The sequence below is a fragment of the Roseomonas sp. AR75 genome (assembly GCF_005222815.1).
Lineage (GTDB): Bacteria > Pseudomonadota > Alphaproteobacteria > Acetobacterales > Acetobacteraceae > Falsiroseomonas.
On sequence record NZ_STGB01000005.1, the window covers coordinates 873,205 to 896,854 of the forward strand.

Here is a 23,650-nt window from a genome sequence, read left to right on the forward strand (position 1 = left end):
CGGTCAGGCGGCGAGCCAGACCTGCTCGAAGCGCGGCCTGCCGGCGAGGTTCGGCACGTAGTTGCGCGCGCGGCGCGACAGCGCCGTGATCTCCGGCTCGAAGGCGAGCGGCAGGGTCAGGGCGAACTCGCGCTCGAGCCGCAGCACGCGCGCCATCGCGGCGCGGCGGTCGTCCAGCGATTCCACCGTGCGGCTTGCAGCGATGGCCTCGATCAGCTCGGGCGAGGGCACCGCGCGACCGATGTTGAAGGCGGAGCTGGGGTGCAGCAGCAGCTGGTAGGTCAGCGCCGGGTCCGGCCGCCCGGTCCAGTTCGCCAGGCGGATGTCGCCGACGCCTTCGCGCCAGGTCTGCAACGTGGCGGTGAGGGTGCCGGTGGTGCTGGTGAGCTTCACCCCGACGCGGTCCAGGAAGGCGCTCAGGATCTCGATGCGCTGCGCGTTGAGCTGGTTGGAGGCGTAGCTGGCATTGATGGTGAGCTGGCCGGGACCGAAGCCGGCCTCCGCGATCAGCCGCTTCGCGCGGTCGGGATCGTAGGGGTATTTCGACGCCGCCTCCGCATCGTAGGCCCAGAGGCCCTTCGGCACATGCAGGTCCGCCGGCGCGCCGACGCCGCCCAGCACAACGCGCGCATAGGCCACGCGGTCGATCGCGAAGTTCAGCGCCTGCCGCAGCCGGATGTCGTTCAGCGGCGGCTTCGAGAAGTTGATGTAGCATTGCTGCAGGCGGAAGGTGTCCTGCACGCTGACGGTCACGTCGCTGGCACGCCGCAGGCCCGGGATCTGCTGCGCATCCACGTTCAGGCTGATGTGGTTCTGCCCGGCGCGCACGGAGCGCAGCCCGGTGGTGGTGTCCGTGATGATCGGCATGACGATGCCATCCAGCAGCGGCTCGCCCGGCTTCCAGTAGCGCGGGTTGCGCTGCACCACGATCTCCGCCGCATCGGTCCAGCGCACGAACTGCATCGCGCCGGTGCCGACGGGATTGCGGCCGTAGTTCTCGCCGCGCTCCGCCAGCGCCTTCGGCGAGGACATCATGCCGGCGCGGTCCGTGAAGATCATCGGCAGGGTGGTGTCGGGCTGACGCAGCTTCAGCACGACGACATGGGGCGCAGCGACCTCGACCTCCGCCACCGAGGCGATGTCGGCCCGCACGGTGGAGCGCGGGTTGGTCATCATGTGGGCGAAGTTCGCCCTGACTGCCGCCGCGTCGAAGATCTCGCCGTCGTGGAAGGTCACGCCCTGGCGCAGTTCCAGCACGAGCTGCGTCGGCGATTCGAAGCGCCACGCCGTCGCCAGCGAAGGGCGCGGCGCCAGCGTCGCCGGGTCGTAATCCACCAGGCGATCATACAGCGTGGAGAGCACCGCATGGTCGCCGCCTTGGCCGCCGACATGCGGATCGAGGCTGGACGGGTTGGCATCGATCACCGCCCGCAGCGTGCCGCCTCGGCGGGCTTCCTGCGCGGCTGCGCCCGACACGAGGCCGCCCGCGAGCAGGCTGGCCAGCGTGACGCGACGGCCGAGGCGCGGCGCTCCGGGGAAGGTGCTCATCTTGTCTCCTCCTGCTCGGAGCCCTGCCGACCCCGCTTTGAACCATGCCATTCGTTGGCGCGACATGCGGGACGATCAGCGGCCGATCATGTCCCGGATCACCGGGCCGACCGTCTCATCGTAGCGCTGCCAGAATGCCGCATAGTCGCGCGCGCCCATGAAGTCCGGCGTGATGCCCGACCCGATCAGCGCCGACCGCCAGGCATCGCTTGTGGCGATGCGGGCCAGCGCCGTCTCCAGCACGGCGATCGCCGCCGGAGGCGTCCCGGCCGGTGCTGCGATGCCTGTCGCCGTCGCGAAGATCACGTCAACGCCGGCGGAGCGCATGGTCGGCACGCCCGGCAGCAGCGGGTCCTCTTCTGCCGTGGTGGTGGCCAGCACGCGGATCTGGCCGGTGCGCAGCGCCGGCACGAAGTCGGACCCGCCGCCAGTCATCGCGTCCACATGCCCGCCGACCAGCGCGTTCATCGCAGGCGCCCCGCCGTTGAAGTGCACCGCGGTGAAACGCACATCCGCCGCGCGCTCAAGCTGGCGCAGCATCACATGCGGCGCGGTCATGATGCCGGCATCGGCGACGTTGATGCCCTCCGGGCTCGCGCGCGCGGCGTCGATCAGCGCGCGGAAGTCGTGGAAGCGGCTGTCAGCGCGCACCGCGATGGCGTAGCGGACCGAGTAGAGATGCGCGATGGGCTGAAAGCTTTCCCGCGTGTAGCCCGACTGCCGCGAGGGGTCGAAATAGTGCGACAGCACGGTGGGCTTCACCACCATCGCCAGCGTGTAGCCGTCTGGCCGCGCCCGCACGAGGCCGGTGAGGCCGATCTGCGCGCCGCCACCAGGCCGGTTCACGACGGCGACGGGCACCGAAAGCGCCCGTTCCAGGCCGGCGGCCGTGGCACGGGCGACGAAGTCCACCCCGCCGCCGGGCGTGTAGGGCACGATCAGCGTGATCGCCCGCCCCGGCTCGGGAAATGACTGGGCCCTCGCGACCGCCGCCGGCAGCAGCGCGCCCCCGATGCTCAAGAGGGCTCTGCGGGAAAGAGACATCGCTCGGCGCTCCCCGGTGGTCATGTCATGCCGTGGACGGCGTTGCGCGCCAGCCGCTTCGCAGGGCGAGGCGGCGATCGGGCGGATATAAGAATGCGGCTGCGGCCCTCGATGCGCGCCGGCATGGCGCTGTGCGCATCGGCTCGCATCGGCGGCAACAGGGTTGAGCACATGCCGTGGAGAGCCGCGGGCATCAGCGGTCCCTGGCCTGTCGCCGGCAACACCCTCCTCACCGTTCCCCCGATTGAATCGTTTTCCTCCAAGCAGCCTACCGCAGCCGCGGGGCGGCGGGCAACCGCGACCTTGAGCACGACGACACGGCGCCGCTTGCCCCCGATGCCGATGCCGCTATCGTCCCGTCATGCTCCGGCTGCGCTCATGCGTGCGACCGCAACGCGCTGTGTCGCCGCAGCGGATGAGCGGACACCGCAGCAGCGCCCGTGACGAACTTCACCAGGACAGCTTGGCGGCCGCATGCCCGATCGCGCCGGGGCCGGCAGGCGAAACATCCGACGGCGCGTCGCCGGCGACCTTGGCCCGAGGGCCGTGCAGGAGCTTCGCATGATTGAGCGGCGGCAGGCGGGCGACGCAACGTGCCTCCGCGTCGTCGTGGTGTATCCCGGGAACGCCTTCCTGCGTTCGCTGACGGACGACTTCCCCGCGATCCGCTTCGACTTCCACGAGGCTGTCGAAACTGCGCTGGCGGATGCCGCCGATTGCGACGCCGTCATCAGCTTCGGCCGGTTCATGACCCGCGACGTGGCTGAGACGCTGTTCCGGAATCCGCGGCTTCGCTGGATTCAGATCGGCAGCGCCGGCACCGACCTGCTGGACGGCGTGACCCCGCCGCCCGGCGTCGTGCTCACCCGCGCGGCCGGCATTCTTGATGCCGTCGTGGCGGAGCAGGCGCTGGCGCTGCTGCTGGCGCTCGGCCGCCGTCTGCACGATGCGGTGCGGAACCAGACACACGGCACCTGGGGCCTGCCACGTGACGGCTTCGAGTGTGTAGCGGGCAAGCGTGCCACCGTGCTCGGCTTCGGCGGCATCGGCCGCGCCGTCGCCACGCGGCTGCTCGCCCTTGGCGCCGAGGTCACCGGCATCTCCCGCAATCCCGCTCCTCTGCCAGGCGTCACCTTGCGCAGCGTCGCCGACCTTCAGGCGATACTGCCGGACAGCGAGATCCTGCTGCTCGCCCTGCCGGGCGGCGCAGCGACCGCCGGCATCATCGGCCGGCACGAGATTGCGCGGCTGCCCCGAGGCGCCATGCTCGTCAATGTCGGCCGCGGCGCCTCCCTCGACCATGCCGCGCTCGCGGAGGCGCTGCGGGACGGTCACCTGGCCGGCGCAGGCCTGGACGTCACGGAGCCGGAGCCGCTGCCGACCGGCCATGCGCTCTGGTCCTGCCCGAACCTGATCGTGTCGCCGCATGTGGGCGGCCGTGACCGACGCCAGCCGGAACGCCTTCGTGCGCTCTTCGCCGCCAACATCGCGCGTTTCCTGAGCGGCGAGGAACTGCTGCACTGCTTCGCCGCAGGCGGACCGCGACCAACTCCGTCGCGATGAGCGGTTCAGGCAGGGTGGGACGCGGGCCCGGAGCAATCCGGCCGGCGCCAGGCTTTCTCCGCCTCAGCTGTCCAGTGTGATGCCCTGCTCGGCGAGCGTCGGCACATCGGGCAGCAGATCGAGGCGCTGTGGCGCCGGCACGCCCAACCGCGCGCACGCGGCCGACCTGGGCGCTTGGCATCTGCCCACCGCCCCGGATGCGCCATTGCCAATCGGCTTACGCGAGGCTGGCGAGGTCACTGCGGATGGGGCTGCGCCAGTCATCCTCCGTTCCTCAACCGCCGAGCTGTCTCAAGGGCGCCGACGCCGGACGATCGCCAAGGCGAACTGGATGCGCGCGAGCAGGAGGGCGTCCAGACCGCGCATGGGCAACCCTGCCAAACCATCATGCTCGGTGAAGCTCGTTGCGATGCCACCCCAAAAGCACTATGCTCTATGTAGATTATCCTGCGAAAGATCAGCCTTTGCGCCTGACCCAGTACTCGAACTTCACCCTGCGCATGCTGCAACTCATCGCGCTCCGCGCTCCAGCCGTCGTCACGGTGGATGACGTTGCGCGCGCCCACCGGATATCGAAGGCGCATCTGGTGAAGGTCGCGGCGGAGCTGTCGCGACGCGGCTACATCGATTCCATTCGTGGACGGCATGGCGGGATGCGTCTCGCCCGCCCGGCGGACGACATCACGGTCGGCGAGATCGTCCGCTGGACCGAGGCGCCGCTTGAACTGGTCGAGTGCTTCAACCCCGATACGAACACCTGTGCCCTGCTGGGCGCATGTCACCTTTCGCGTGGGCTGCAGCGCGCGCTTCGGGCCTTCCTGTCGGTGCTGGATGATCTGACCATCGCCGACATCGCGTTGAACCGGGATGCGCTGCTGGCGCGGCTCGGCGGCACGATGCCGGCCGAAGCGCCCGATCACGTCACGCCGATGCCGCAGGCCACCGCGGCACGGTAGAGACGGCAGAACCGCCACCGGATCGCTGGCACCCCGGCGCCGGATCTCCACCCGCTTGAGATCGAGCCTCCACGCGCGGTGCTGCGACAGCGCGTTGGGCGACAGGCTGATCGACCCACCGGCTGCAGGGCCGACTTTACACCACCCGAAGGTGACACCGGGCCGGCAGGCGCTTGGCGTTGGCGTGGCAGACGCGCCCAGCGTGCGGCGCTCTCGGCCTTGGCGTCCAGCGCCGGAAACGCTGCATAGAGTATGTCGGTTTTTATGTTGACATCTTAGTATCTTCGAATATATAGATCCCGCAGCAGCCCCTGGAGCATCTCCACATGCGCAATGTCGGTTCCTTCGATCGCGCTTTCCGCTTCGCCCTGGGCGCGGCGCTGGTCGCCGCACCCTTCCTCCTCGCCGGGGCCTTCGCTCCGCTCGGCGCTTGGCGCTTCGCGGTAGCCGCCTGGGGCGTGGTGATGCTCGGCACCGCCGCCTTCCGATTCTGCCCGGCCTACACGCTGCTCGGTATCCGCACCTGCCCGGTGGCGAGGGCCTGACATGGTCGCCACGGAATTCACGCCCGTCGCGGCGCTGTCCGGCGGCGTCCTGATCGGCGCCTCAGCCGTGGCGCTGATGGCCGCCACGGGGCGCATCGCCGGCATCAGCGGCATCGCCGCCCGCCTGCTGCCGCCCTATGACGATGACGGCTTTGCCGGACGCCTCGCCTTCGTGCTCGGGGTCGTCGTCGCACCGCTGATCGTGGCTCTGGTCACCGGCAGCATGCCTGTCCCGCGCATCGAGGCGACGACACCCGTGCTGGCGCTCGCCGGCCTGCTCGTCGGCTTCGGCGCGGTCTGGGGCAATGGCTGCACCTCCGGCCACGGCGTCTGCGGCCTGTCGCGGCTGTCGATGCGTTCGCTCGTGGCCACGGCGGTCTTCATGGCGACGGCGATCGCCACCGTCTTCCTCACCCGCCACGTCCTGTGAGGCGCGCGATGATCGTTCTCCTCCAGTTCGCCATCGGCCTGGTCTTCGGCCTTGGCCTCGTCGTCGCCGGCATGTCGGATCCGGCGAAGGTGCTGAACTTCCTCGATATCGCCGCGATCGGCAGCGGTGGATGGGATGCCAGCCTCGCCTTCGTCATGGCCGGCGCGATCGCCGTAACCTTCATCGGCTTCCGCCTGGTGCTGCGCCGGGACCAGCCGATCTTCGGCGAACGCTTCCACCTGCCGACGGCGCGCGACCTCGATTCCCGCATCGTCGCGGGTCCGGCGATCTTCGGCGTCGGCTGGGGGCTGGCCGGCTTCTGCCCGGGACCGGCCCTGACGGCGACGCTCACCGGCGGCGCGCCGGCCTGGCTGTTCCTGGCGGCCATGTTCGCCGGCATGGCCGGCGCGCGCGTTCTCGCGGCACGCCAAGTCGCGCCCGCTGCAGTCCGTCCCCCCATCTGACCGGCGCAACCCGAAACCCAAAGGAGAAGCCCCATGAACGCCATTCAGCACGCCGTGGACCTCTCGGTGAAGCCCGAGGTCACCGCCTTCTTCGACGCGCCGACCAACACGATCAGCTACGTCGTGAAGGATCCGGGCTCCAATGCCTGCGCGGTGATCGATTCCGTGATGGACATCGACTATGCCGCCGGGCGCATCACCTACGACAGCGCCGACGCGATCATCGCGCATATCCGCGACCGTGGCCTCACGCTCGAATGGCTGATCGAGACGCATGTGCATGCCGACCACCTCTCCGCCGCGCCCTATATCCAGGGCAAGCTCGGCGGCAGGATCGGCATCGGCGAGCAGATCACCGTCGTGCAGGAGGTCTTCGGCAAGGTCTTCAGCGAAGGCACCGAGTTCCGCCGCGACGGTAGCCAGTTCGACCGCCTGTTCAAGGACGGCGACAGCTACAGCATCGGCGGCATGCGCGCCTTCGCGCTGCATACGCCCGGCCATACCCCCGCCTGCATGACGCATGTGATCGGCGACGCAGCCTTCGTCGGCGACACGCTGTTCATGCCCGATGGCGGATCGGCCCGCGCAGACTTCCCCGGCGGCGACGCGCGCACGCTGTTCCGCTCGATGCGCCGCATCCTGGAACTGCCGCCGCAGACGCGCCTGTTCATGTGCCACGACTATGGCCCGAACGGCCGCGAGATCCGCTGGGAGAGCACCGTCGCCGACGAACGCGCACACAACATCCATGTGCGCGACGGCATGAGCGAGGACGACTTCGTCGCAATGCGCGAGGCGCGCGACAAGACGCTCGGCATGCCGCGCCTGATCCTCCCCTCGCTGCAGGTGAACATGCGCGCCGGCGCGCTGCCGCCGGCCGAGCCCAACGGGCGCGTCTTCCTGAAGCTTCCCGTCAACGCGCTCTGACGTCGAACCGGCGCGACAACAACAGAGGAAGCCAGCATGACCATCAAGGCCATCAACGCCGGGCTGTCGGTATCGCCGCAGATCCTGCCCGACGACATCGCCGCCATCGCCGCTGCCGGCTTCCGCTCTGTCGTCTGCAACCGCCCCGACGGCGAGGGCGCCGACCAGCCCGCCTTCGCCGAGATCGAGGCCGCGGCGCGCGCCGCTGGGCTGCAGGCCGCCTACCTGCCCGTCATCTCCGGCCAGGTGAAGGACGCCGATGCCGAGGCTTTCGGGGCCCTGTTCGCAACGCTGCCGAAGCCGGTCTTCGCCTATTGCCGCAGCGGCACGCGCTCCGCCACGCTGTGGTCGCTGGCCGAGGCGGCGCATGGCCGCGCACTTCCCGAGATCCTCGCCGCCACCAAGGCCGCCGGCTACGACATGACGGCCGTGGCGCGCCGCATCGCCAATGGCGGGCGCACGCCGACCGACACGCCGGATGCGACGCATGAGGTCGTGATCGTGGGCGGCGGTGCTGCCGGCATCGCGCTGGCCGCGAGCCTCAAGGCGCGCAAGCCCGATCTCGACATCGCGCTGATCGACCCGGCCGACATCCACTATTACCAGCCGGGCTGGACCATGGTGGGCGCGGGCATCTTCGACCCGGCGACCACGGCGCGCACCATGGCCTCGCTGCTGCCTGCCGGGGTCCGCTGGATCAAGGCCGCGGTCGCCGCCTTCGAGCCGGAGAAGAACGCCGTCATCCTCGATGGCTGCCGCGTGGTGAAATACCGCGCGTTGGCCGTCGCGCCTGGCATCAAGCTGAACTGGGCGGGAATCGAGGGGTTGGCCGAGACGCTCGGGCGCAACGGCGTGACATCGAACTACCGCTACGACCTCGCCCCCTACACCTGGGACTGCGTGCAGAACCTCAGGGCCGGACGCGCGGTGTTCACGCAGCCGCCGATGCCGATCAAATGCGCCGGTGCGCCGCAGAAGGCGATGTACCTCTCGGCCGACCATTGGCTGCGGTCGCGCCGCCTGTCGGACATTGCGATCGACTTCTACAACGCCGGCGCGGTGCTGTTCGGCGTGAAGGAGTACGTGCCGGCGCTGATGTCCTATGTCGAGCGATACCATGCGCAGCTGCATTTCCAGCATACGCTCGTGAAGGTGGACGGGCCTGCGCGGCGCGCGTGGTTCCGCCGCGCCGATGCCGATGGCGCGACCACGCTGGTCGAGACCGAATTCGACATGCTGCACGCCGTCCCGCCGCAGGTCGCTCCCGATTTCGTCCGCGTCTCGCCGCTCGCCGATGCCGCGGGCTGGGTGGATGTCGACGAGGCGACGCTGCGGCACAAGTCGCTGCCGGGCGTCTACGGCCTCGGCGATGCCTGCAACGCGCCCAATGCCAAGACCGCGGCGGCGGCACGCAAGCAGGCGCCCGTGGTGGCGCACAACCTGCTGAAGGATCTCGGCGCGATCCAGGGTGCCGATGCGCAGTATGACGGCTACGGCTCATGCCCACTGACCGTGGAGCGCGGCAAGATCGTGCTTGCCGAGTTCGGCTATGGTGGCAAGCGGCTGCCGAGCTTCCCCGCCTGGCTGATCGACGACACGAAGCCGAGCCACCTCGCCTGGCTGCTGAAGGAACGCATGCTGCCGCCGATCTACTGGAAGGCGATGCTGCGCGGGAAGGAATGGATGGCCAAGCCGCAGATGGCGGGCTGAACGATGCGCCGCCTCGCCTCCGTTCTGCCGATCCTCGACTGGGCGCCGCGCTACACGCGCGGCGATGCGGTGAACGACCTGTTCGCCGCGGTCATCGTGACGATCATGCTGGTGCCGCAGAGCCTTGCCTACGCCATGCTCGCGGGGCTGCCGCCGGTGGTCGGGCTCTATGCCTCGATTCTGCCGCTGGTGGCCTATGCGATCTTCGGCACCAGCCGCACGCTCGCGGTCGGGCCGGTCGCCGTGGTCTCGCTGATGACGGCGGCGGCGGTGGCGCCGATCGCCGCGACGGGCAGCGCGGCCTATGTCTCGGCGGCGGTGACGCTCGCCTTCCTGTCGGGGCTTGTGCTGCTGGCGATGGCGGTGCTGCGGCTCGGCTTCCTCGCGAATTTCCTGAGCCATCCCGTGATCTCGGGCTTCATCAGCGCCTCTGGCATCCTGATCGCGGCCAGCCAGCTCAAGCATATCCTCGGCATCCGCGCGGAGGGCGACACGCTGCCGCATATCCTGGCCGGGCTCGCGCACGGGATCGGCGGGGTGAATCCTCCGACGCTGGTGATCGGCATCGCCGCGACGGGCTTCCTGTTCTGGGCGCGGCGGTCGCTGAAGGCGCTGCTGCGCCGCGCGGGGCTCGGGCCGCGGCTGGCCGACCTGCTCGCGAAGGCCGGACCGCTCGCGGCGATCATCCTGTCGATCCTCGCGGTGGTGCTGCTCGGCCTTGACCGGGCGGGCGTGCGCATCGTGGGGGAGATCCCGGCCGGCTTGCCGCCATTCGCCCTGCCGAGCTTCGATCCCGCGCTGTGGATGGAGCTGCTGCCCGCGGCGGTGCTGATCAGCCTGGTGGGCTTCGTCGAATCCGTCTCGGTCGCGCAGACGCTGGCGGCGAAGCGGCGGCAGCGCATCGTCGCGAACCAGGAGTTGGTCGGGCTCGGCACGGCGAACATCGCCTCGGCGATCTCGGGCGGCTACCCGGTGACCGGCGGCTTCGCGCGATCGGTGGTGAACTTCGACGCCGGCGCGGCTACGCCGCTGGCCGGTGCGGCGACCGCGCTCGGCATCCTCGGCGCCACGCTGTTCCTCACGCCACTGTTCCGCTACCTGCCGCAGGCTGTCCTGGCGGCGACCATCATCGTGGCCGTACTGTCGCTGGTGGACGTCGCCGCGATCCGCCGCACCTTCGCCTATTCCAAGGCGGATTTCGCCGCCATGGCCGCGACCATCGCGCTGGTGCTGCTGGTCGGCGTGGAGGCCGGCATCGTCGCCGGCGTGGCGCTGTCGCTGCTGCTGTTCCTGTGGCGCACCAGCACGCCCCATGTGGCGATCGTCGGGCAGGTGCCGGGCTCGGAGCATTTCCGCAACGTCGAGCGGCACAGCGTGCTCACCTCGCCGGATCTGCTGTCGATCCGCGTGGACGAGAGCCTCTATTTCGCCAATGCGCGCTTCCTCGAGGATCGGATTCTCGCCGAGATCGCCGCAAGGCCGGCACTGAAGCATGTCGTCCTGATGTGCTCGGCCGTGAACATGATCGACGCCAGCGCGCTCGAGAGCCTCGAGGCCATTGCGGAGCGGCTGCATTCCGCGGGCATCGGCTTCCACCTTTCGGAGGTGAAGGGGCCGGTGATGGACGGGCTCCGGCGATCCGACTTCTTCGCGCACTTCAAGGGGCGCGTGTTCCTTTCGCAGTACGAGGCGGCAGCGGCACTGGGCGGCGCCGCCGGCAAGCCGGAACGGCCGGCGCGAAAGGCACAGGAGATCGAAGTTGCGTCCAGCAACTAGCGCAAGAAGTCCCGACCTGCAGCCCGAAGGGGCCGAGGCTGCTGCGGCGTGAGCCACTGCCCTGGCAGGGCGCGCGGCGCTACCGCGCGGCCGGCCAGATCAGCGTGACGCGCGCCGCGTCTCCTTCCAGCCGCCCGCCCGTCGCGGCGGCGGCGTCGTGCAGCAGCGCCGCTGCCTCCGGGCCGGGCTCCGCGCCTGGCGGCAGGTCCAGCACCAGCGCGACCTCGCCCGACTCGGGCCGCGCCATGCCCCGCGCCGTGATGCGCGCGCCCACGGCCATGCGCGGCACCGCATCCTGCACCAGGCGCAGCAGCGCCAGGTCAAGCCGGCCACGATCGAGCCGCGCCGCCGGCAGCGGATCGGGCTCGGCGGCGGCGAGGTCGAAGCCGAAGCGCCCGCCCAAGGCCACGCGCAGCAGCGGCAGCGCCTGACCGAGCGCCTCGCTCGGCGCCAGCACGGCCTCGTCCTCGGCCTCCCGCCGAGCGGCATCGAGATAGGCGCGCACCGTCACGTCCAGCTTGCGCATCGAGGCGATCGCCCGCTCGAGCTGCCGGCGCGGCGGTCCCTCCGGCACAGAGCGGCCGAGCATCTCCAGGTTGGAGGCGAGCACCATCATGGCATTGTTCACCTCGTGCTGCACCGCGGGCGCGGTGCGGCGGAGGCAGTCGTGGCGCAGCAGTACCAGGTCGCTGCTGTCGGAAGCCTGTCGCGGCACCGGCGTATCGCTGTCCAAGTCGGAGCCCTCCCCCCTCAACCGCCGGCGGCCGCGCGCGCATCGCCGCCAAGGCCCGCGGCGATCTCCCGCACGAGGCGCGCCGGCAGGCTGCCTCCGGTCACCCGGGCCATGGGCGCGCCGTCGTCATTGCCGAGCCAGACGCCGATGACGAGGCCAGGGCCCGCACCGGGCACGAGGCCGACGAACCAGGCATCGCGGAAATCCTGTGTCGTGCCCGTCTTTCCGGCCAGCGGGCGGGCACCCGGCGGCTGCGCGGCGCGCCCCGTGCCGCGCGCAACCACGGCCTGCAGCATCGCGCGCATGCGCGCCGCCTGCTCGGGCGTGGTGGCGCGGGTGGCGGCAGCGGGGGCGATCGGAACCGGCCGGCCATCGGCCCGCGCCGAGGCCAGTCCGCGCGGCACCGGGCGCAGCCCGGCATTGGCAAAGGCGGCATAGGCGGCGGTCAACTCCATCAGCGTCACCTCGCCGGTGCCCAGCGCCAGGGTGGCGTCGTTCGGGAACGGGCCGGCAAGGCCGAAGCGCCGCGCCACGGCGGCCGCCTCGCGCGGGCCGCCGGCGCGCTGCAGCACGCGCACCGCAGCAGTGTTGACGGAATGCGCCAGCGCCTCCTCCAGCGTGATCTCGCCGCGCATGCGCCATTCGCCATTGCCCGGCGACCAGCCGCCGAGGTTGATCGGCGCGTCGGAGACCAGGTCGTCCGGGCTGGCGCCGCGTTCCATGGCGCCGAGGAAGACGAAGGGCTTGAACACCGAACCCGGCTGCCGCCGCGCCTGGGTTGCCCGGTTGAACTGGCTCGAACGGAAATCGCGGCCGCCGGCCATGGCGCGGACATTGCCGGTGGCAGCCTCCATCACCACCACCGCGCCCTGGGTCGCGTTGGCGCGGGCACCGGGGCCGGCGAGCAGCGCATCCAGCCGGCTTTCCACCACCGCCTGGATGCGCGGATCGAGGGTGGTGCGCAGCACCAGGTCGGCATTGCCGGGAAAGCGGTCGGCGAGATCGTCCATCACCCAATCCGCGAACCAGCCCGCGGCGCGGGAGGGGCGCGGCGGGATCTGGATATGCTCGACCGCAAGGGCGGCCTGCTGGCGCGTCAGGAAACCCGTCTCGGCCATCGCATCCAGCACCTCCACCGCGCGGCCGGCGGCGGCATCGGGCGCCACCCGCGGATTGAGGCGGGAGGGCGCCTGCGGCAGCCCCGCCAGCACCGCCGCCTGCCACAGCGTCACGCGCGTGGCGGGCACCCCGAAGAACAGCCGCGCGGCGGCATCCACGCCATAGGCGCCGCCGCCGAGATAGACGCGGTTCAGGTAGATCTCGAGCAGCTCGTCCTTGCTGAACTGCCATTCCAGCCACAGCGCCAGCACCGCTTCCTGCGCCTTGCGGCGCAGGCTGCGCTCCGGCGTCAGGAACAGGTTCTTGGCGAGCTGCTGCGTCAGGGTGGAGCCGCCCTGCACCACGCGCCCGCTCGACCAGTTCACCCAGGCCGCGCGCGCCAGCCCGATCGGGTCGATGCCGAGATGCGATCGGAAGCGCCGGTCCTCGATGGCGATGACGGCGGCGGGCAGGTGGCGCGGCAGGTCGCGCAGCCGCACCACCTGGCCATGCACGTCGCCGGAGTTGGCGATGATCCGACCGTCGGCGGCTTCCAGCGTCACGCCGGGGCGGCGCGTGGCGGAGAGCGCGATGTCGGTGCGCGGCAGGTCCCAGATGAGGAACAGAAGCACCGCGCCAAGCGCGACGCCGCCCCAGATGGTGAGCAGGACCACCCAGCGCAGCCAGCGCCAGGTGCCGCGGGCACGGGCCGGCGCACGAGACGACCGCTCGGGCGCGGCGCGGCCGCGTCCGTTGCGGGCGGTCCCGCCGGCGGCAGCCTTCCGGGCTGGAGCGGCGCGAGGCATGCCGGTGCTGTAGCACGCCGCCCCGCGTCGCCGCACGCGGATCGCCGCTTCGTTGCGCTACGCGCCCACCCCCGGCACCGGCCCGACCTCGCGCGCCACCGCCAGCAGCGTGCGGCGCAGCCAGGCATGGCCGGGATCCGCCTCGAAGCGGCGGTGGAAGATCAGCGACAGGCGCGTGTGGCGGAACGGCACCGGGCAGGGCCGCACCACCAGGCCGTGCGTCTCCGACAGGCGCAGCGCGAGGCGGGCGGAGAGCGTCATCACCATGTCGGTGCGCGCCAGGATCTCCGGCACCGCACCGAGATGCGCGACCACGGCGCCGAGCCGGCGGGGGAAGCCCGCCTCGGTCAGCGGCCCGTCCAGCGCGCCGTCGCGCGAGCCGTTGGGGGAGTGCAGCAGATGCGGGAAGGCGACGAAGCGCTCCAGCGTCATCGGGCCCTCCGCCAGCGGATGGCCGGCCCGGACCAGTGTGAGAAAACCCTCGGGCAACAGGCGCACGCGGGTGAAGAGCGCGGGCGGCTCCGGCAGCACGCCGACGGCGAGTTCCGCCTCGCCGCGCTCCAGCAGGTCCAGCGCATTGGTGCGGTCGGCATGGCTGACGGCGAGCAGCGCCTGCGGCGCCTGCTTGGCCATCACCTCCAGCAGCGGCGGCGCCAGCACGCTCTCGGCATATTCGCTGAAGCCCACCGTGAAGATGCGGTCGCTGGTGGCGGGATCGAAGGGTGCATGGGTCGCCAGCGTATCGCGCAGGCGGTCCAGCACCTCGGCGACCGGGCCGGCGAGGGAGAGCGCGAGCGCGGTCGGCTCGACGCCGCCTGGGCGGCGCAGGAAAAGCTCGTCGTTCAGCGCGTGGCGCAGGCGCGACAGCGCGTTGGAGACAGCGGGCTGGGAGAGGTTCAGCTTCTCCGCCGCGCGGGTGACATGGCGTTCCCGCGCCACCGCGTCGAAGACGCGCAGCAGGTTGAGGTCAAGAGTCTGCAGGTCGGCCAAGCCGCACCCCCGTCATTGATGACCGTGATGATGGGTGTTCGTTCCGCCCGTTGGAAGGCTTGCCTGTGCCGGTCGATAAGGACGGCATGCCGGGGGCGCGAGGCCGCCGGGACAGGAGATCGACCGATGACCTTCGATGAACGGACCGCCGTGCCCTACGCCGCCTTCCTGCTGCGCGTGAGCATGGGCGTGATGCTGCTGGCGCACGGGCTGCTGCTGAAGGTCTTCACCTTCGGCCTGGCAGGCACGATGGGCTTCTTCGGCTCGATCGGCTACCCGCCGGCGCTGGGCGCGGTGGTGGCGATCGCCGAGACGGCGGCGGGCCTCGCGCTGATCCTGGGCATCTGGGTGCGCCCGGTGAGCCTGCTGATGGTGCCGATCATGCTTGGCGCGCTGCTGCAACACATCCCGAATGGCTGGATCTTCAGCGCACGCGGCGGCGGCTGGGAATTCCCTGCGTTCTGGACGGTGACGCTGCTGGTGCAGGCACTTCTCGGCGCCGGCGCCTTCGCGATGGATCCGCGGCGGCTGCTCGGCCGCGGCGCGGCGACGGCCACGGCGTGAGGTGCGCGGCGGGGCGCCCAGCGCGCCCCGCCAACACATCAATCCAGCGCCGCGTAGACGCCGTTCCAGAACGACTCGTACAGCGCCTGCCAGCCCGGATCCCAGAAGCGCTGCGTCAGCAGCACGCCGATCAGGTCTTCCGCCGGGTCGCACCAGAAGCTGGTGCCGAAGCCGCCATCCCAGCCGAAGCGGCCAGGCGTGCCGGAGGGGCCATCGCGGTTCGTCACCACGCCGAGGCCGAGGCCCCAGCCGCGCGATTCCCAGAAGCCCGGGAAGAAGGGCGATGCGGCCTTCTGCGCGGGCGTGATCTGGTCCGTCACCATCGCCGCGACCGTCGTGCGGCCGAGCACGCGCAGGTCGCCGTGCCGGCCGCGCGCCAGCATCATGCGGCCGAGCGCGACCAGGTCGTCCGCGGTGGAGACCAGCCCGGCACTGCCGGATTCGAAAGCGGGCGGGCGGGAGAAGACACCCTCGCGCGCCGCATCGACCACGGTCAGGAGGCCATCCGGACCCGCCTTGCAGGCCGCGGTCAGGCGCGGGAGCTGGCTTTCCGTGGTGAAGAAGCCCGTGTCGGTCATGCCGAGCGGCGCCAGCGTGCGTTCCTGCAGCACCGCGCCGAGCGACCTGCCCTCGGCGCGCGCGAGCAGCACGCCGAGCAGGTCGGAGGCGGTGTGATACAGCCAGCGCTCGCCGGGCTGATGCGCCAGCGGCAGGCGGCCGATGCGGCGCATGTATTCGTCGCTGTCGCCCTGGAAGGCGAAGGGGCCGGGGGCGACGCCGGCGTCCTCCATCGCCGCCGCGAGCGGCGCGCGCGGACCGGGAAGGAAATTCATCGCGCCCAGGCCGCAGCGCATGGTCAGCAGGTCGCGCAGCGTGATGGCGCGCTCCGCCGCCACCGTGTCCTGCAGCGGCGCGAGCGGTGAGCGCAGCACGCGACGCCCCGCGAGTTCCGGCAGCCAGGGCTCGACCGAGCCATCGAGAGTCAGCCGGCCTTCCTCGACGAGCGTCATGGCGGCGACGGCGAGGATCGGCTTGGTGACGGAGGCGATGCGGAAGATGCTGTCGCGGCGCATCGGCGCGCCGCCCGGTTCCTGTTCGCCGACATAGCTGGCGCGTGTTGTGCCCTGTCGCCAGAGCAGCGCGACGGCGCCGGCGATGCGGCCCTGCTCCACCGCCTGGTGGAGCAAGGAATCGACTCGCGCGAGGCGCGCGGAGGAGAAGGACGCCAACCGCTCAGGCCGCCCGGCGATAGCGCGCGGTCATGAAGCGCGTCATCGCACCGTCGGGACCCTCGACCTCCGAGGCGATGGTGCGCGTGCCGTCGTCCTCCAGCGTGACGATGTCGCGGTAGCGCACCGTGCCTTCGCCGGAAAAGGCAGGGCCGGTGGTGTCGAGCAGCAGGGAGCGGCCATCCTCGCTCAGCTTGCCTTCGTAGACGAACATCGTCGGCATCATCGAGCCGATGAAGCTGCCGCGGAACAGCTTCGCGCCGGCGTCGTAGCCCAGGGCGATTGTCCAGCGCGCCGGTCCGCCGCCGGGCATCGTGCCCTCGTTCTCGCCGACCACCCAGAAGCCGCCGAGCGAGGTGACGCGCTCGGTGCCGGAGGAGCGCATCACCTGCCCATCCGGCCCGGTGCACTCACTCTCGAAGATCCAGTCGCCGAGCATCCGGTGCAGCCAGCCATGTTCCGGCGCGTGCATGACGGCGTTGGGGCACATCGCCGGCACCGGCAGCAGATGCGCGGTGAGCTTGTCGAGCGTCTCGCCCCAGCCCTTGGCGAAGCCCATCTCCGCATGCGCGTTTCGCATCTCCGCTGTCGGATGCGACCAGCGGACGTCGAGACGCGTGCCCTCGCCTTCCGGCACGAAGTCGAGCGTGCCGACGGCACCGACCAGCGGGCCGCAGGCGTCGTCCGTCACGCGGACGACCAGGCGGCGTGGCGCCTCGACCGCGTCGATCGCCATGTCGTTCGGATACTCTTTGCCCTGCGCGTCGCGCATCAGGGTGCGATGGAAGCCGCCAGGGCGGAGATCCACCTCGGCCTCGGGCACCGTCATGCCGTAGGGCCCCCACCACGCCTTGAGCTGCGCGGGCTCCACCCATGCCGCAAAAACCTTCTCGGGCGGCGCGGGGATATGGCGGGAGAGCGTCAGGTCGTTGGTCGCGACATGCGTGTCCATGGTGCTTCCTTCCTCGTTGACGGTTCAGCCGCGCGCGGCGTCCGGGGCGTGCAGCGCCGCGAGGCGCTCCAGCGATTCCGTCCAGCCGCGGGTGTGGCGCGTGGCCGTCGCCTGGTCGGCGAAGCGGTCATGCGTCAGCGTCACCTCCGTGCCTTCCGGCACCGGGCGGAGTTCAACCGTCACGCGCGAAACGCGCTCCGGCATGCTGGTCCAGTGCCAGTCGAAGACGAGACGGCGTTCCGGCTCGATCACGGTGTAACGACCATTGGCCTCGTGGCGCTCGCCATTGTCCTCGCGCAGGGCCACGCGGAAGCGGCCGCCCACGGTCAGATCGGCCTCCGCCTCCTCGGCGCGCGTGTGGTGTGGGCCGAACCACAGCATCATCAATTCCGGCTGCGTCCAGGCGGACCAGACGCGTGCTGGCGGCGCCTTGATGCGCTTCACAAGCGTGAGATAGGGCGGGATGGCATTCATCGGCGCTGCTCCAGCAGGGCGGCGAGGCGGTCGAGGCTCTCGCCCCAGAAGCGCTGGTAATGCGCCAGCCAGCCCATGGCGTCGCGTATCCCCTGCCCGTCCAGCCGACACGTCACCGTGCGCCCCGCCTTTCGGCGGGTGATCAGCCCGGCCTGCTCCAGCACATCCAGGTGCTTCATCACCGCCGGCAGCGAGATCGGCAGCGGCTGCGCGATCTCGCTGACGCTCAGCGCCTCCGCCGCGTCGAGCTGGGCGATGATGGCGCGACGCGTCGGGTCGGCGAGGGCGCCGAAGACGCGGTCGAGGTCGGGGGCCTGACGGTTAACCATACGGTGAAGTATCTGGCGCGGCATAGCCCCAGCGTCAAGTGTCTTTCGACGGCTCGCGCGGCGGTGAAGCGCGGGGGCGTGATTGACGCATGGGTAAACGAAATCCTAGCATCCGGGACTTCTTTGAAGAACGACACCGGAGGACGCCATGGAAGGCATGCAGGCGCTCGATCTCGCCAACCGCAAGAACCGCATCATGGATGAGGCGGCGTTCAACCCGATGCAGGCGCTGGCCGAGCGGCTCGGCTGGCCGCCGCAGCAATTCCACATGAGCCATCTGAAGGGCGAGGACGACTTCATCGCCGGCGCGGGGCTGCGCTCCTACTCGAAGTCGCGCGACATGGGCTTCGCCGCGGCGACGGGCGGCTTGGCGCAGGTGCATGTGAACAAGCGCGCCAAGCCGTTCAACGCCAAGGACGTCTCGATCCCGCATTTCCACGACGTGCTGTTCCACATGGTCTATGTGCTGAAGGGCACGGCGAAGTGCGAGTTCGAGGGCTACGGCGTCTGCGAGGTGCGCGAGGGAAGCTGCTGGATCCAGCCGCCGGGCATCAAGCACGTGATCCTGGACTACTCCGACGACTACGAGATCCTGGAAGTGATCCTCCCCGCGCAGTACGACACCTTCAACATCGAGAAGATGCCGGAGGCGAAGGGCTGAGGCCGCGCGCATGGCCGCGCTGAAGGGCCGCCTGGCGCTGGTGACCGGCGCCAGTGCGGGGATCGGGCGGGCGACGGCACTCGCCCTCGCCGCCGCCGGCGCCGATGTCTTTCTCACCGGTCGCAATGCGGCGGCGCTGGACACTGCTGCCGCGTCCTGCCGCGCGCAGGGCGTCGGCGCGCGCGCGATGGCGGGCGACCTCAACGACACGGGTTTCGTCGCCGCGCTGGCCGAGGCAGCAGGCGAGGCCGATATCCTCGTGAACAACGCGGGCATCCTGACCTATGCGCCGCTGCTCGAGACCGCCTTCGCGGATGTGGAGGCGATGTTCCGCACCAATGTGCTCGCCGCCTTCGCCATCGCGCAGGAGATGGCGCGGCGCATGGTGGCGCGGCGGCGCGGCCACATCGTGTTCGTCACCTCCGGCGCCGCGCGCAACGTCAATCAATTCGGCGTCGCCTATGCCGCGACCAAGCATGCGCTGGCCGGCTTCGCCAAGGGCTTCCGGCTCGAGCTGAAAGGCACCGGCGTGAAGGTCAGCGAGGTCGCCCCCGGCATGGTGGATACCGGCATCCGCGACGCCAGCCGCCACCCCGCCGTGCTGAAGGCGCTGGCCGCGCGCACCTATGGCCCGCTGACCTCGGAGGAAGTGGCGGAGGCCATCCTCTTCGCGCTCACCGCACCCGAGCGGGCGCGCGTGGACCTGCTCGAACTGCAGCCGCGCGAGACCTGATCCGTGGATCTCGGCATCGCCGGCCGCACCGCACTCGTCACCGGCGCCTCCCGTGGGATCGGCCGCGCCATCGCGGAGACGCTGGCGCGGGAGGGCTGCCACCTGCATCTGGCCGCGCGTGACGCGGACCGGCTGCACGCGGCGGCACGCGAGATCGCGGACCGTCACGGCGTGCGCGTGCAGGTGCACCAGGCGGATTTGGCGCAGCGCGGCGCGCATGAGGCGCTGGTCGCCGTCTGCGCGGATGCCGACATCCTGGTGAACAATGCCGGCGCCGTGCCGCGCGGCGACATCCTGGAGGTGGACGAGGAGACCTGGCGCAGTGGCTGGGAGCTGAAGGTCTTCGGCTACATCGCCATGACGCGCGCGATGTATGCGCGCATGGCCGAACGCGGAGCCGGCGTGATCGTGAACGTGATCGGTATCGGCGGCGAGAAGCTGGAATACGCCTACGCCGCCGGCAGCACCGGCAACGCCGCGCTGATGGCGATGACGCGCGCGGTGGGCAGCGGCAGCATCGAACACGGCGTGCGAATCCTCGGCGTCAATCCCGGCTGGGTTGAGACCGACCGTTCCCGCGCCTCGCTCGGCCGTCGCGCGCAGCAGGAGCTGGGCGATGTCGGGCGCTGGCGCGAGCTGGTGAAGGACTGGCCGCGCGGCGCGCTGATCCAGCCGCAGGAAATCGCCGATGTCGTCGCCTTCTGCGCCTCGGCGCGCGCCTCCGCGCTGTCCGGCGTGATCGTCACCGTGGATGCCGGATTCTCGGCGCGCGGCTATCCCCTGCCGAAGAGGACCGCGTGATGCAGAACCCCGCGCGCGCGAAGCTGGCGGCCGGTGGGCCGGTGCTGCTGATGTCGCTGCGCCAGCTCCGCACGCCCGACGCCGCGATGATCGTGAAGGAGGCCGGCTTCGACGGCTTCTATGTGGACCGCGAGCACGGCACCTTCAGCGACGCCGAGACCGCCGCGCTGTGTACTGCCGGCCTGTTGGCGGGGCTGCTGACCGCGGTGCGCGTGCGCGCGAACACCGGCGCGGACATCGCCATCGCCATGGATGCCGGCGCGCTCTGCGTCATCGTGCCGCATGTCTCGACGGTGGCCGAGGCCGAGGCCGCGGTGCGCGCGGCGAAGTACCCGCCGATGGGCGCGCGCAGCCAGGCAGCGCTCGGGCCGATGACCTTCTACCGAAGCATCCCGTCGCCGCAGGCGATCGCCTCGGTGAACGAAGTCACGATGGTCTTCGCCATGCTGGAGACGGAGGAGGGCGTCGCCAATGCCGCCGCGATTGCCGCCGTGCCCGGCGTGGACGCGCTGATGATCGGGCCGTCCGACCTCAGCAACGAGCTCGGCATTCCCGGCGAGACGCGCCACGCGCGCATCCGCGATGCCTTCCACGCCGCGGCGTCCGCCGCGCGCGCGGCGGGCAAGCACATGGTCGCCGGCGGCGCGGGCGGACCCGACATCGCGGAGATGGCGGGGCTCGGCGCGCGCATCCTGATGGGCGGCAACGACGTGGCGTATCTCATGGGCGCCGCGCGCAAGGCCGCCGAGACGATGCGGAAGGATTTCGGCGCCGCGCACTGAACGACAGCGACAAAGGAAGGGAGGAACAACATGACCGCACTCACCCGCCGGGCGCTCGGCGCCCTTGCCCTGATGGCGCCGGCCATTGCGCCGGCGCGCGCGCAATCCTGGCCGACCCGCCCCATCACCATCGTCGTCGCCTGGCCGCCGGGCAGCGGCATCGACGTGATGACGCGCATCATGCAGGACGCGCTGCGCGAGGAGCTCGGCCAGAGCATCGTGGTGGACAACAAGGGCGGCGCCGCCGGCGTGATCGGCGCGCAATTCGTCGCGAATGCCGCACCGGACGGCTACACGCTGCTGTTCACCTCCTCCGCGCTCAACATGGTCGCGGCGATGGGCACGCGCACCACCTATGATCCCGCGAAGAGCTTCGTGCCGATCGTCAATGTCTGCTGGACGCCGTCGCTGCTGATCGCGCATCCCTCGCTTGGCGTGAAGAACGCGCAGGAGCTGATCGCCTATGCCCGCGCGCGGCCCGGGCAGCTGTTCTACGCCACCGCCGGCATCGGCGCGCCGTCGCATTTCGTGACGGAGCTGTTCCGCGTGCGCACGGGGATCGACGCGACCAACGTGCCCTTCCGCGGCTCGCCGGAAGCGATGCGCGAGCAGATCGCCGGGCGTGTTCATTTCAGCGTCGCGAACTCCTCCACCGGGCTGCCGCCGATCCGCGAGGGTCAGGTGGTGGCGCTCGGCGCCACCGGATCGCGACGCCTGCCGCAACTGCCGGACGTGCCGACGCTGCAGGAGCAGGGCCTGGCCGACTTCGCCGCCGCCAGCTACTGGAACGGGCTGCTCGGGCCCGCCGGCCTGCCGCAGCCCATCGCCGACCGGATCGCCAGCGCGGTGAACAAGGTGCTGGCACGTCCCGATATCCGCGAGCGCTTCGTGCCCACCGGGAACGAGCTGGACGGCAACAGCACGCCGCAGAGCTTCACCGCGCTGATCCAGGAAGACATGCGCATCTGGGCCGACGTCGCGCGCGCCGCGAACATCCGGGCGCAGTGAGCATGCTGGCGGGCCGCGTTGCACTCGTCACCGGCTCGCTCGACGGGATCGGCTTCGCCATCGCCGACGCGCTGGCGAAGCAGGGCGCAGCCGTGATGCTGAACGGCTTCGGCGAGGCATCGCTGGTCGCCGAACGGGTAGCGACGCTGCGCGCGCATGGCGTCGGCGCCAAGTACCATGGCGCCGACCTGGCGCATCTGCCGCAGGTCGAAGATCTGGTCGCGACCACAGTGCGCGCGCTCGGCCCGGTGGACATACTCGTGAACAGTGCCGTCACGCGGCACTGGGACAGCATCGAGGACTACCCGACCGATAAATGGGAACTGGCGCTGGCGGTGAACCTGACCGCGCCCTTCCATCTGATGCGCCTCACCATGGCGGGGATGAAGCAGCGCCGCTGGGGCCGCATCATCAACCTGGCATCGACCTACGGCCTGCGTGGCGTGGCGCGGCGCGCCGACTACTGCGCCACCAAGCACGGGCTGATCGGGCTGACGCAGGTCGCGGCCCTGGAAGGCTTGGAGTTCAACGTCACCTGCAACGCGCTCTGCCCCGGCGCGGTGGACACGCCCAACACGCGCCGCACGCTGGCGACGCGCTGGGCCGGATCGGGCAAGAGCGAGGAGGAGGTGATGCGCGCCTTCATGGTGGGCAAGCAGCCTTCCGGGCGCCTGGTCACGTCGGAACGCGTCGCGGCGCTGGCGGTGTTCCTGTGTTCCGACGCCGCCGCGGACATCACGGGGACGCCGCTCGCCATCGATGGCGGCTGGCTGGCAAGCTGAAGGAGCCATCCATGTCAGTGCAGGGCAAGGTCGCGCTGGTCACCGGCGGCGCATCGGGCATCGGGCGCGCCGCCGCCATCGCGCTGGCGCGGCACGGTGCGGAGGTGGTGGTGTTCGACCGCAACGCGGAGGGCGCCGGTGCCGTGGCGGCGGAAGCCGGCTGCACCGCGATGGTCGGCGACATCGGCGAATCCGCGGATGTCACCCGCGTGGTGGACCAGACCATCGCGGGCCATGGCCGCATCGACATCCTGCTGCACGCCGCCGGCATCTTCCCGCGCAATCCGTATTTCGAGATGACGGACGAGCAGTGGCGCCACGTGCTGCGCGTGAACCTCGACGGCAGCTTCTTCGTCACGCGCGAGGTCGGGCGCCACATGCGCGATCGCGGCGCGGGCACGATGATCCTGATGACCTCCGACCGCGGCATCCATGGCGCAGCCGATTTCGCGCATTACGCCGCGGCCAAGGGCGGGATGCTGGCGATGGTGAAGAGCCTGGCGCTGGCACTCGGCAGGCACGGCGTGACTGTGAATGGGATCAACCCGGGCATGACTGACACGCCGCTGGCCCGCGGCGGCAATCCGAACTGGGAGGAGAAGCTGGCGGTGGACGTGCTGGGCAGTTGCAGCACGCCGGAGGACGTGGCGGAGATCGTTCTGTTCCTGGCCGGCACGGCGGGCCGCTTCATGACCGGCCAGATCGTCTCGACCAGGCTGCGCTACGGCGCCTGACGCGCGCCGGG

The 23,650-nt window shown here is 70.8% G+C and carries 25 protein-coding genes; 16 read left to right on the forward strand and 9 right to left on the reverse strand.

What is annotated here, in order from left to right; translation table 11 throughout:
- Positions 1-3 precede the first annotated feature (3 nt).
- Both E4T13_RS23585 and E4T13_RS23590 read right to left on the reverse strand, forming a co-directional pair.
- Complete coding sequence (locus E4T13_RS23585; protein WP_170985189.1) at positions 4-1,548, reverse strand: ABC transporter substrate-binding protein; 1,545 nt, start codon at positions 1,546-1,548, stop codon at positions 4-6.
- 75 nt (positions 1,549-1,623) lie between these two features.
- The gene (locus E4T13_RS23590; protein WP_170985190.1) at positions 1,624-2,568 is read right to left on the reverse strand and encodes a tripartite tricarboxylate transporter substrate binding protein; all 945 of its coding nucleotides are present in this window, start codon (positions 2,566-2,568) and stop codon (positions 1,624-1,626) included.
- A 585-nt stretch (positions 2,569-3,153) separates the two neighbouring features.
- On the opposite strand from E4T13_RS23590, the gene E4T13_RS23595 reads away from it, so the two are divergent.
- From E4T13_RS23595 to E4T13_RS23630, 8 genes are all read left to right on the forward strand, one after another.
- Positions 3,154-4,155 carry a D-2-hydroxyacid dehydrogenase gene (locus E4T13_RS23595; protein ID WP_170985191.1) on the forward strand — a complete coding sequence of 334 codons (1,002 nt, stop codon included), beginning with the start codon at positions 3,154-3,156 and terminating at the stop codon, positions 4,153-4,155.
- Positions 4,156-4,619: 464 nt separating this feature from the next.
- Positions 4,620-5,111, forward strand: a complete 492-nt coding sequence (locus E4T13_RS23600) for an Rrf2 family transcriptional regulator (protein WP_137180780.1) — start codon at positions 4,620-4,622, stop codon at positions 5,109-5,111.
- 326 nt (positions 5,112-5,437) lie between these two features.
- Positions 5,438-5,656, forward strand: coding sequence for a DUF2892 domain-containing protein (locus E4T13_RS23605; protein ID WP_137180781.1), 219 nt, complete (start codon positions 5,438-5,440; stop codon positions 5,654-5,656).
- Position 5,657: 1 nt separating this feature from the next.
- Positions 5,658-6,086 (forward strand): YeeE/YedE family protein, encoded by a 429-nt coding sequence (locus E4T13_RS23610; protein WP_137180782.1) that lies wholly within the window; start codon positions 5,658-5,660, stop codon positions 6,084-6,086.
- 8 nt (positions 6,087-6,094) lie between these two features.
- Positions 6,095-6,550: a DUF6691 family protein gene (locus tag E4T13_RS23615; RefSeq protein ID WP_137180783.1), complete on the forward strand. Its 456-nt coding sequence runs from the start codon at positions 6,095-6,097 to the stop codon at positions 6,548-6,550.
- 33 nt (positions 6,551-6,583) lie between these two features.
- Positions 6,584-7,477, forward strand: coding sequence for an MBL fold metallo-hydrolase (locus E4T13_RS23620; RefSeq protein ID WP_137180784.1), 894 nt, complete (start codon positions 6,584-6,586; stop codon positions 7,475-7,477).
- A gap of 36 nt (positions 7,478-7,513) precedes the next feature.
- Positions 7,514-9,187, forward strand: coding sequence for a bifunctional protein tyrosine phosphatase family protein/NAD(P)/FAD-dependent oxidoreductase (locus E4T13_RS23625; RefSeq protein ID WP_137180785.1), 1,674 nt, complete (start codon positions 7,514-7,516; stop codon positions 9,185-9,187).
- Between the two features lie 3 nt (positions 9,188-9,190).
- Complete coding sequence (locus E4T13_RS23630) at positions 9,191-10,963, forward strand: SulP family inorganic anion transporter (protein ID WP_137180786.1); 1,773 nt, start codon at positions 9,191-9,193, stop codon at positions 10,961-10,963.
- A gap of 79 nt (positions 10,964-11,042) precedes the next feature.
- Here the strand turns inward: E4T13_RS23630 and E4T13_RS23635 are convergent, their stop codons facing one another.
- From E4T13_RS23635 to E4T13_RS23645, 3 genes are all read right to left on the reverse strand, one after another.
- Positions 11,043-11,696 (reverse strand): HAMP domain-containing histidine kinase, encoded by a 654-nt coding sequence (locus E4T13_RS23635; protein WP_137180787.1) that lies wholly within the window; start codon positions 11,694-11,696, stop codon positions 11,043-11,045.
- A 17-nt stretch (positions 11,697-11,713) separates the two neighbouring features.
- Positions 11,714-13,468 (reverse strand): transglycosylase domain-containing protein, encoded by a 1,755-nt coding sequence (locus E4T13_RS23640; protein ID WP_240791255.1) that lies wholly within the window; start codon positions 13,466-13,468, stop codon positions 11,714-11,716.
- 189 nt (positions 13,469-13,657) lie between these two features.
- Positions 13,658-14,590, reverse strand: coding sequence for a LysR family transcriptional regulator (locus E4T13_RS23645; RefSeq protein ID WP_137180789.1), 933 nt, complete (start codon positions 14,588-14,590; stop codon positions 13,658-13,660).
- Between the two features lie 126 nt (positions 14,591-14,716).
- On the opposite strand from E4T13_RS23645, the gene E4T13_RS23650 reads away from it, so the two are divergent.
- A complete protein-coding gene (locus E4T13_RS23650; protein WP_137180790.1) occupies positions 14,717-15,154 on the forward strand; it encodes a DoxX family protein in 438 nt (145 codons plus the stop codon).
- 38 nt (positions 15,155-15,192) lie between these two features.
- Here the strand turns inward: E4T13_RS23650 and E4T13_RS23655 are convergent, their stop codons facing one another.
- The 4 genes from E4T13_RS23655 to E4T13_RS23670 are packed head-to-tail and all read right to left on the reverse strand — an operon-like array spanning position 15,193 to position 18,138.
- A complete protein-coding gene (locus E4T13_RS23655; protein ID WP_206030280.1) occupies positions 15,193-16,341 on the reverse strand; it encodes a serine hydrolase in 1,149 nt (382 codons plus the stop codon).
- Between the two features lie 46 nt (positions 16,342-16,387).
- Positions 16,388-17,335: a DUF1579 family protein gene (locus tag E4T13_RS23660; protein WP_137180792.1), complete on the reverse strand. Its 948-nt coding sequence runs from the start codon at positions 17,333-17,335 to the stop codon at positions 16,388-16,390.
- Between the two features lie 24 nt (positions 17,336-17,359).
- Complete coding sequence (locus tag E4T13_RS23665; protein WP_137180793.1) at positions 17,360-17,809, reverse strand: SRPBCC domain-containing protein; 450 nt, start codon at positions 17,807-17,809, stop codon at positions 17,360-17,362.
- Entirely contained in the window at positions 17,806-18,138 is a 333-nt protein-coding gene (locus tag E4T13_RS23670) for a helix-turn-helix transcriptional regulator (protein WP_137180794.1), read from the reverse strand. The genes E4T13_RS23665 and E4T13_RS23670 overlap by 4 nt, the downstream gene beginning before the upstream one ends.
- Before the next feature lie 148 nt (positions 18,139-18,286).
- Between E4T13_RS23670 and E4T13_RS23675 the strand changes: the two genes are divergently transcribed.
- The 7 genes from E4T13_RS23675 to E4T13_RS23705 are packed head-to-tail and all read left to right on the forward strand — an operon-like array spanning position 18,287 to position 23,639.
- Positions 18,287-18,799 carry a cupin domain-containing protein gene (locus E4T13_RS23675; RefSeq protein ID WP_206030281.1) on the forward strand — a complete coding sequence of 171 codons (513 nt, stop codon included), beginning with the start codon at positions 18,287-18,289 and terminating at the stop codon, positions 18,797-18,799.
- A 10-nt stretch (positions 18,800-18,809) separates the two neighbouring features.
- Positions 18,810-19,532 (forward strand): SDR family oxidoreductase, encoded by a 723-nt coding sequence (locus tag E4T13_RS23680; RefSeq protein ID WP_137180795.1) that lies wholly within the window; start codon positions 18,810-18,812, stop codon positions 19,530-19,532.
- 3 nt (positions 19,533-19,535) lie between these two features.
- Positions 19,536-20,333, forward strand: a complete 798-nt coding sequence (locus E4T13_RS23685; RefSeq protein WP_137180796.1) for a short-chain dehydrogenase/reductase — start codon at positions 19,536-19,538, stop codon at positions 20,331-20,333.
- The gene (locus E4T13_RS23690) at positions 20,333-21,115 is read left to right on the forward strand and encodes an aldolase/citrate lyase family protein (RefSeq protein WP_137180797.1); all 783 of its coding nucleotides are present in this window, start codon (positions 20,333-20,335) and stop codon (positions 21,113-21,115) included. The genes E4T13_RS23685 and E4T13_RS23690 overlap by 1 nt, the downstream gene beginning before the upstream one ends.
- Before the next feature lie 30 nt (positions 21,116-21,145).
- Entirely contained in the window at positions 21,146-22,123 is a 978-nt protein-coding gene (locus E4T13_RS23695; protein WP_137180798.1) for a tripartite tricarboxylate transporter substrate binding protein, read from the forward strand.
- Positions 22,124-22,125: 2 nt separating this feature from the next.
- On the forward strand, positions 22,126-22,905 hold the full coding sequence (locus E4T13_RS23700) for a 3-hydroxybutyrate dehydrogenase (protein ID WP_137180799.1): 780 nt from the start codon (positions 22,126-22,128) through the stop codon (positions 22,903-22,905).
- 11 nt (positions 22,906-22,916) lie between these two features.
- Entirely contained in the window at positions 22,917-23,639 is a 723-nt protein-coding gene (locus tag E4T13_RS23705) for an SDR family NAD(P)-dependent oxidoreductase (protein WP_137180800.1), read from the forward strand.
- Positions 23,640-23,650 lie beyond the last annotated feature (11 nt).

What these genes read in the sequence shown, in the direction of transcription:
- E4T13_RS23585 (WP_170985189.1), bottom strand. Translation starts at nt 1,548, where the DNA reads ATGAGCACCTTCCCCGGAGCGCCGCGCCTCGGCCGTCGCGTCACGCTG.
- E4T13_RS23595 (WP_170985191.1), top strand. Translation starts at nt 3,154, where the DNA reads ATGATTGAGCGGCGGCAGGCGGGCGACGCAACGTGCCTCCGCGTCGTC.
- E4T13_RS23605 (WP_137180781.1), top strand. Translation starts at nt 5,438, where the DNA reads ATGCGCAATGTCGGTTCCTTCGATCGCGCTTTCCGCTTCGCCCTGGGC.
- E4T13_RS23610 (WP_137180782.1), top strand. Translation starts at nt 5,658, where the DNA reads ATGGTCGCCACGGAATTCACGCCCGTCGCGGCGCTGTCCGGCGGCGTC.
- E4T13_RS23615 (WP_137180783.1), top strand. Translation starts at nt 6,095, where the DNA reads ATGATCGTTCTCCTCCAGTTCGCCATCGGCCTGGTCTTCGGCCTTGGC.
- E4T13_RS23620 (WP_137180784.1), top strand. Translation starts at nt 6,584, where the DNA reads ATGAACGCCATTCAGCACGCCGTGGACCTCTCGGTGAAGCCCGAGGTC.
- E4T13_RS23625 (WP_137180785.1), top strand. Translation starts at nt 7,514, where the DNA reads ATGACCATCAAGGCCATCAACGCCGGGCTGTCGGTATCGCCGCAGATC.
- E4T13_RS23630 (WP_137180786.1), top strand. Translation starts at nt 9,191, where the DNA reads ATGCGCCGCCTCGCCTCCGTTCTGCCGATCCTCGACTGGGCGCCGCGC.
- E4T13_RS23650 (WP_137180790.1), top strand. Translation starts at nt 14,717, where the DNA reads ATGACCTTCGATGAACGGACCGCCGTGCCCTACGCCGCCTTCCTGCTG.
- E4T13_RS23660 (WP_137180792.1), bottom strand. Translation starts at nt 17,335, where the DNA reads ATGGACACGCATGTCGCGACCAACGACCTGACGCTCTCCCGCCATATC.
- E4T13_RS23665 (WP_137180793.1), bottom strand. Translation starts at nt 17,809, where the DNA reads ATGAATGCCATCCCGCCCTATCTCACGCTTGTGAAGCGCATCAAGGCG.
- E4T13_RS23670 (WP_137180794.1), bottom strand. Translation starts at nt 18,138, where the DNA reads ATGGTTAACCGTCAGGCCCCCGACCTCGACCGCGTCTTCGGCGCCCTC.
- E4T13_RS23675 (WP_206030281.1), top strand. Translation starts at nt 18,287, where the DNA reads ATGGAAGGCATGCAGGCGCTCGATCTCGCCAACCGCAAGAACCGCATC.
- E4T13_RS23680 (WP_137180795.1), top strand. Translation starts at nt 18,810, where the DNA reads ATGGCCGCGCTGAAGGGCCGCCTGGCGCTGGTGACCGGCGCCAGTGCG.
- E4T13_RS23690 (WP_137180797.1), top strand. Translation starts at nt 20,333, where the DNA reads ATGCAGAACCCCGCGCGCGCGAAGCTGGCGGCCGGTGGGCCGGTGCTG.
- E4T13_RS23695 (WP_137180798.1), top strand. Translation starts at nt 21,146, where the DNA reads ATGACCGCACTCACCCGCCGGGCGCTCGGCGCCCTTGCCCTGATGGCG.
- E4T13_RS23700 (WP_137180799.1), top strand. Translation starts at nt 22,126, where the DNA reads ATGCTGGCGGGCCGCGTTGCACTCGTCACCGGCTCGCTCGACGGGATC.
- E4T13_RS23705 (WP_137180800.1), top strand. Translation starts at nt 22,917, where the DNA reads ATGTCAGTGCAGGGCAAGGTCGCGCTGGTCACCGGCGGCGCATCGGGC.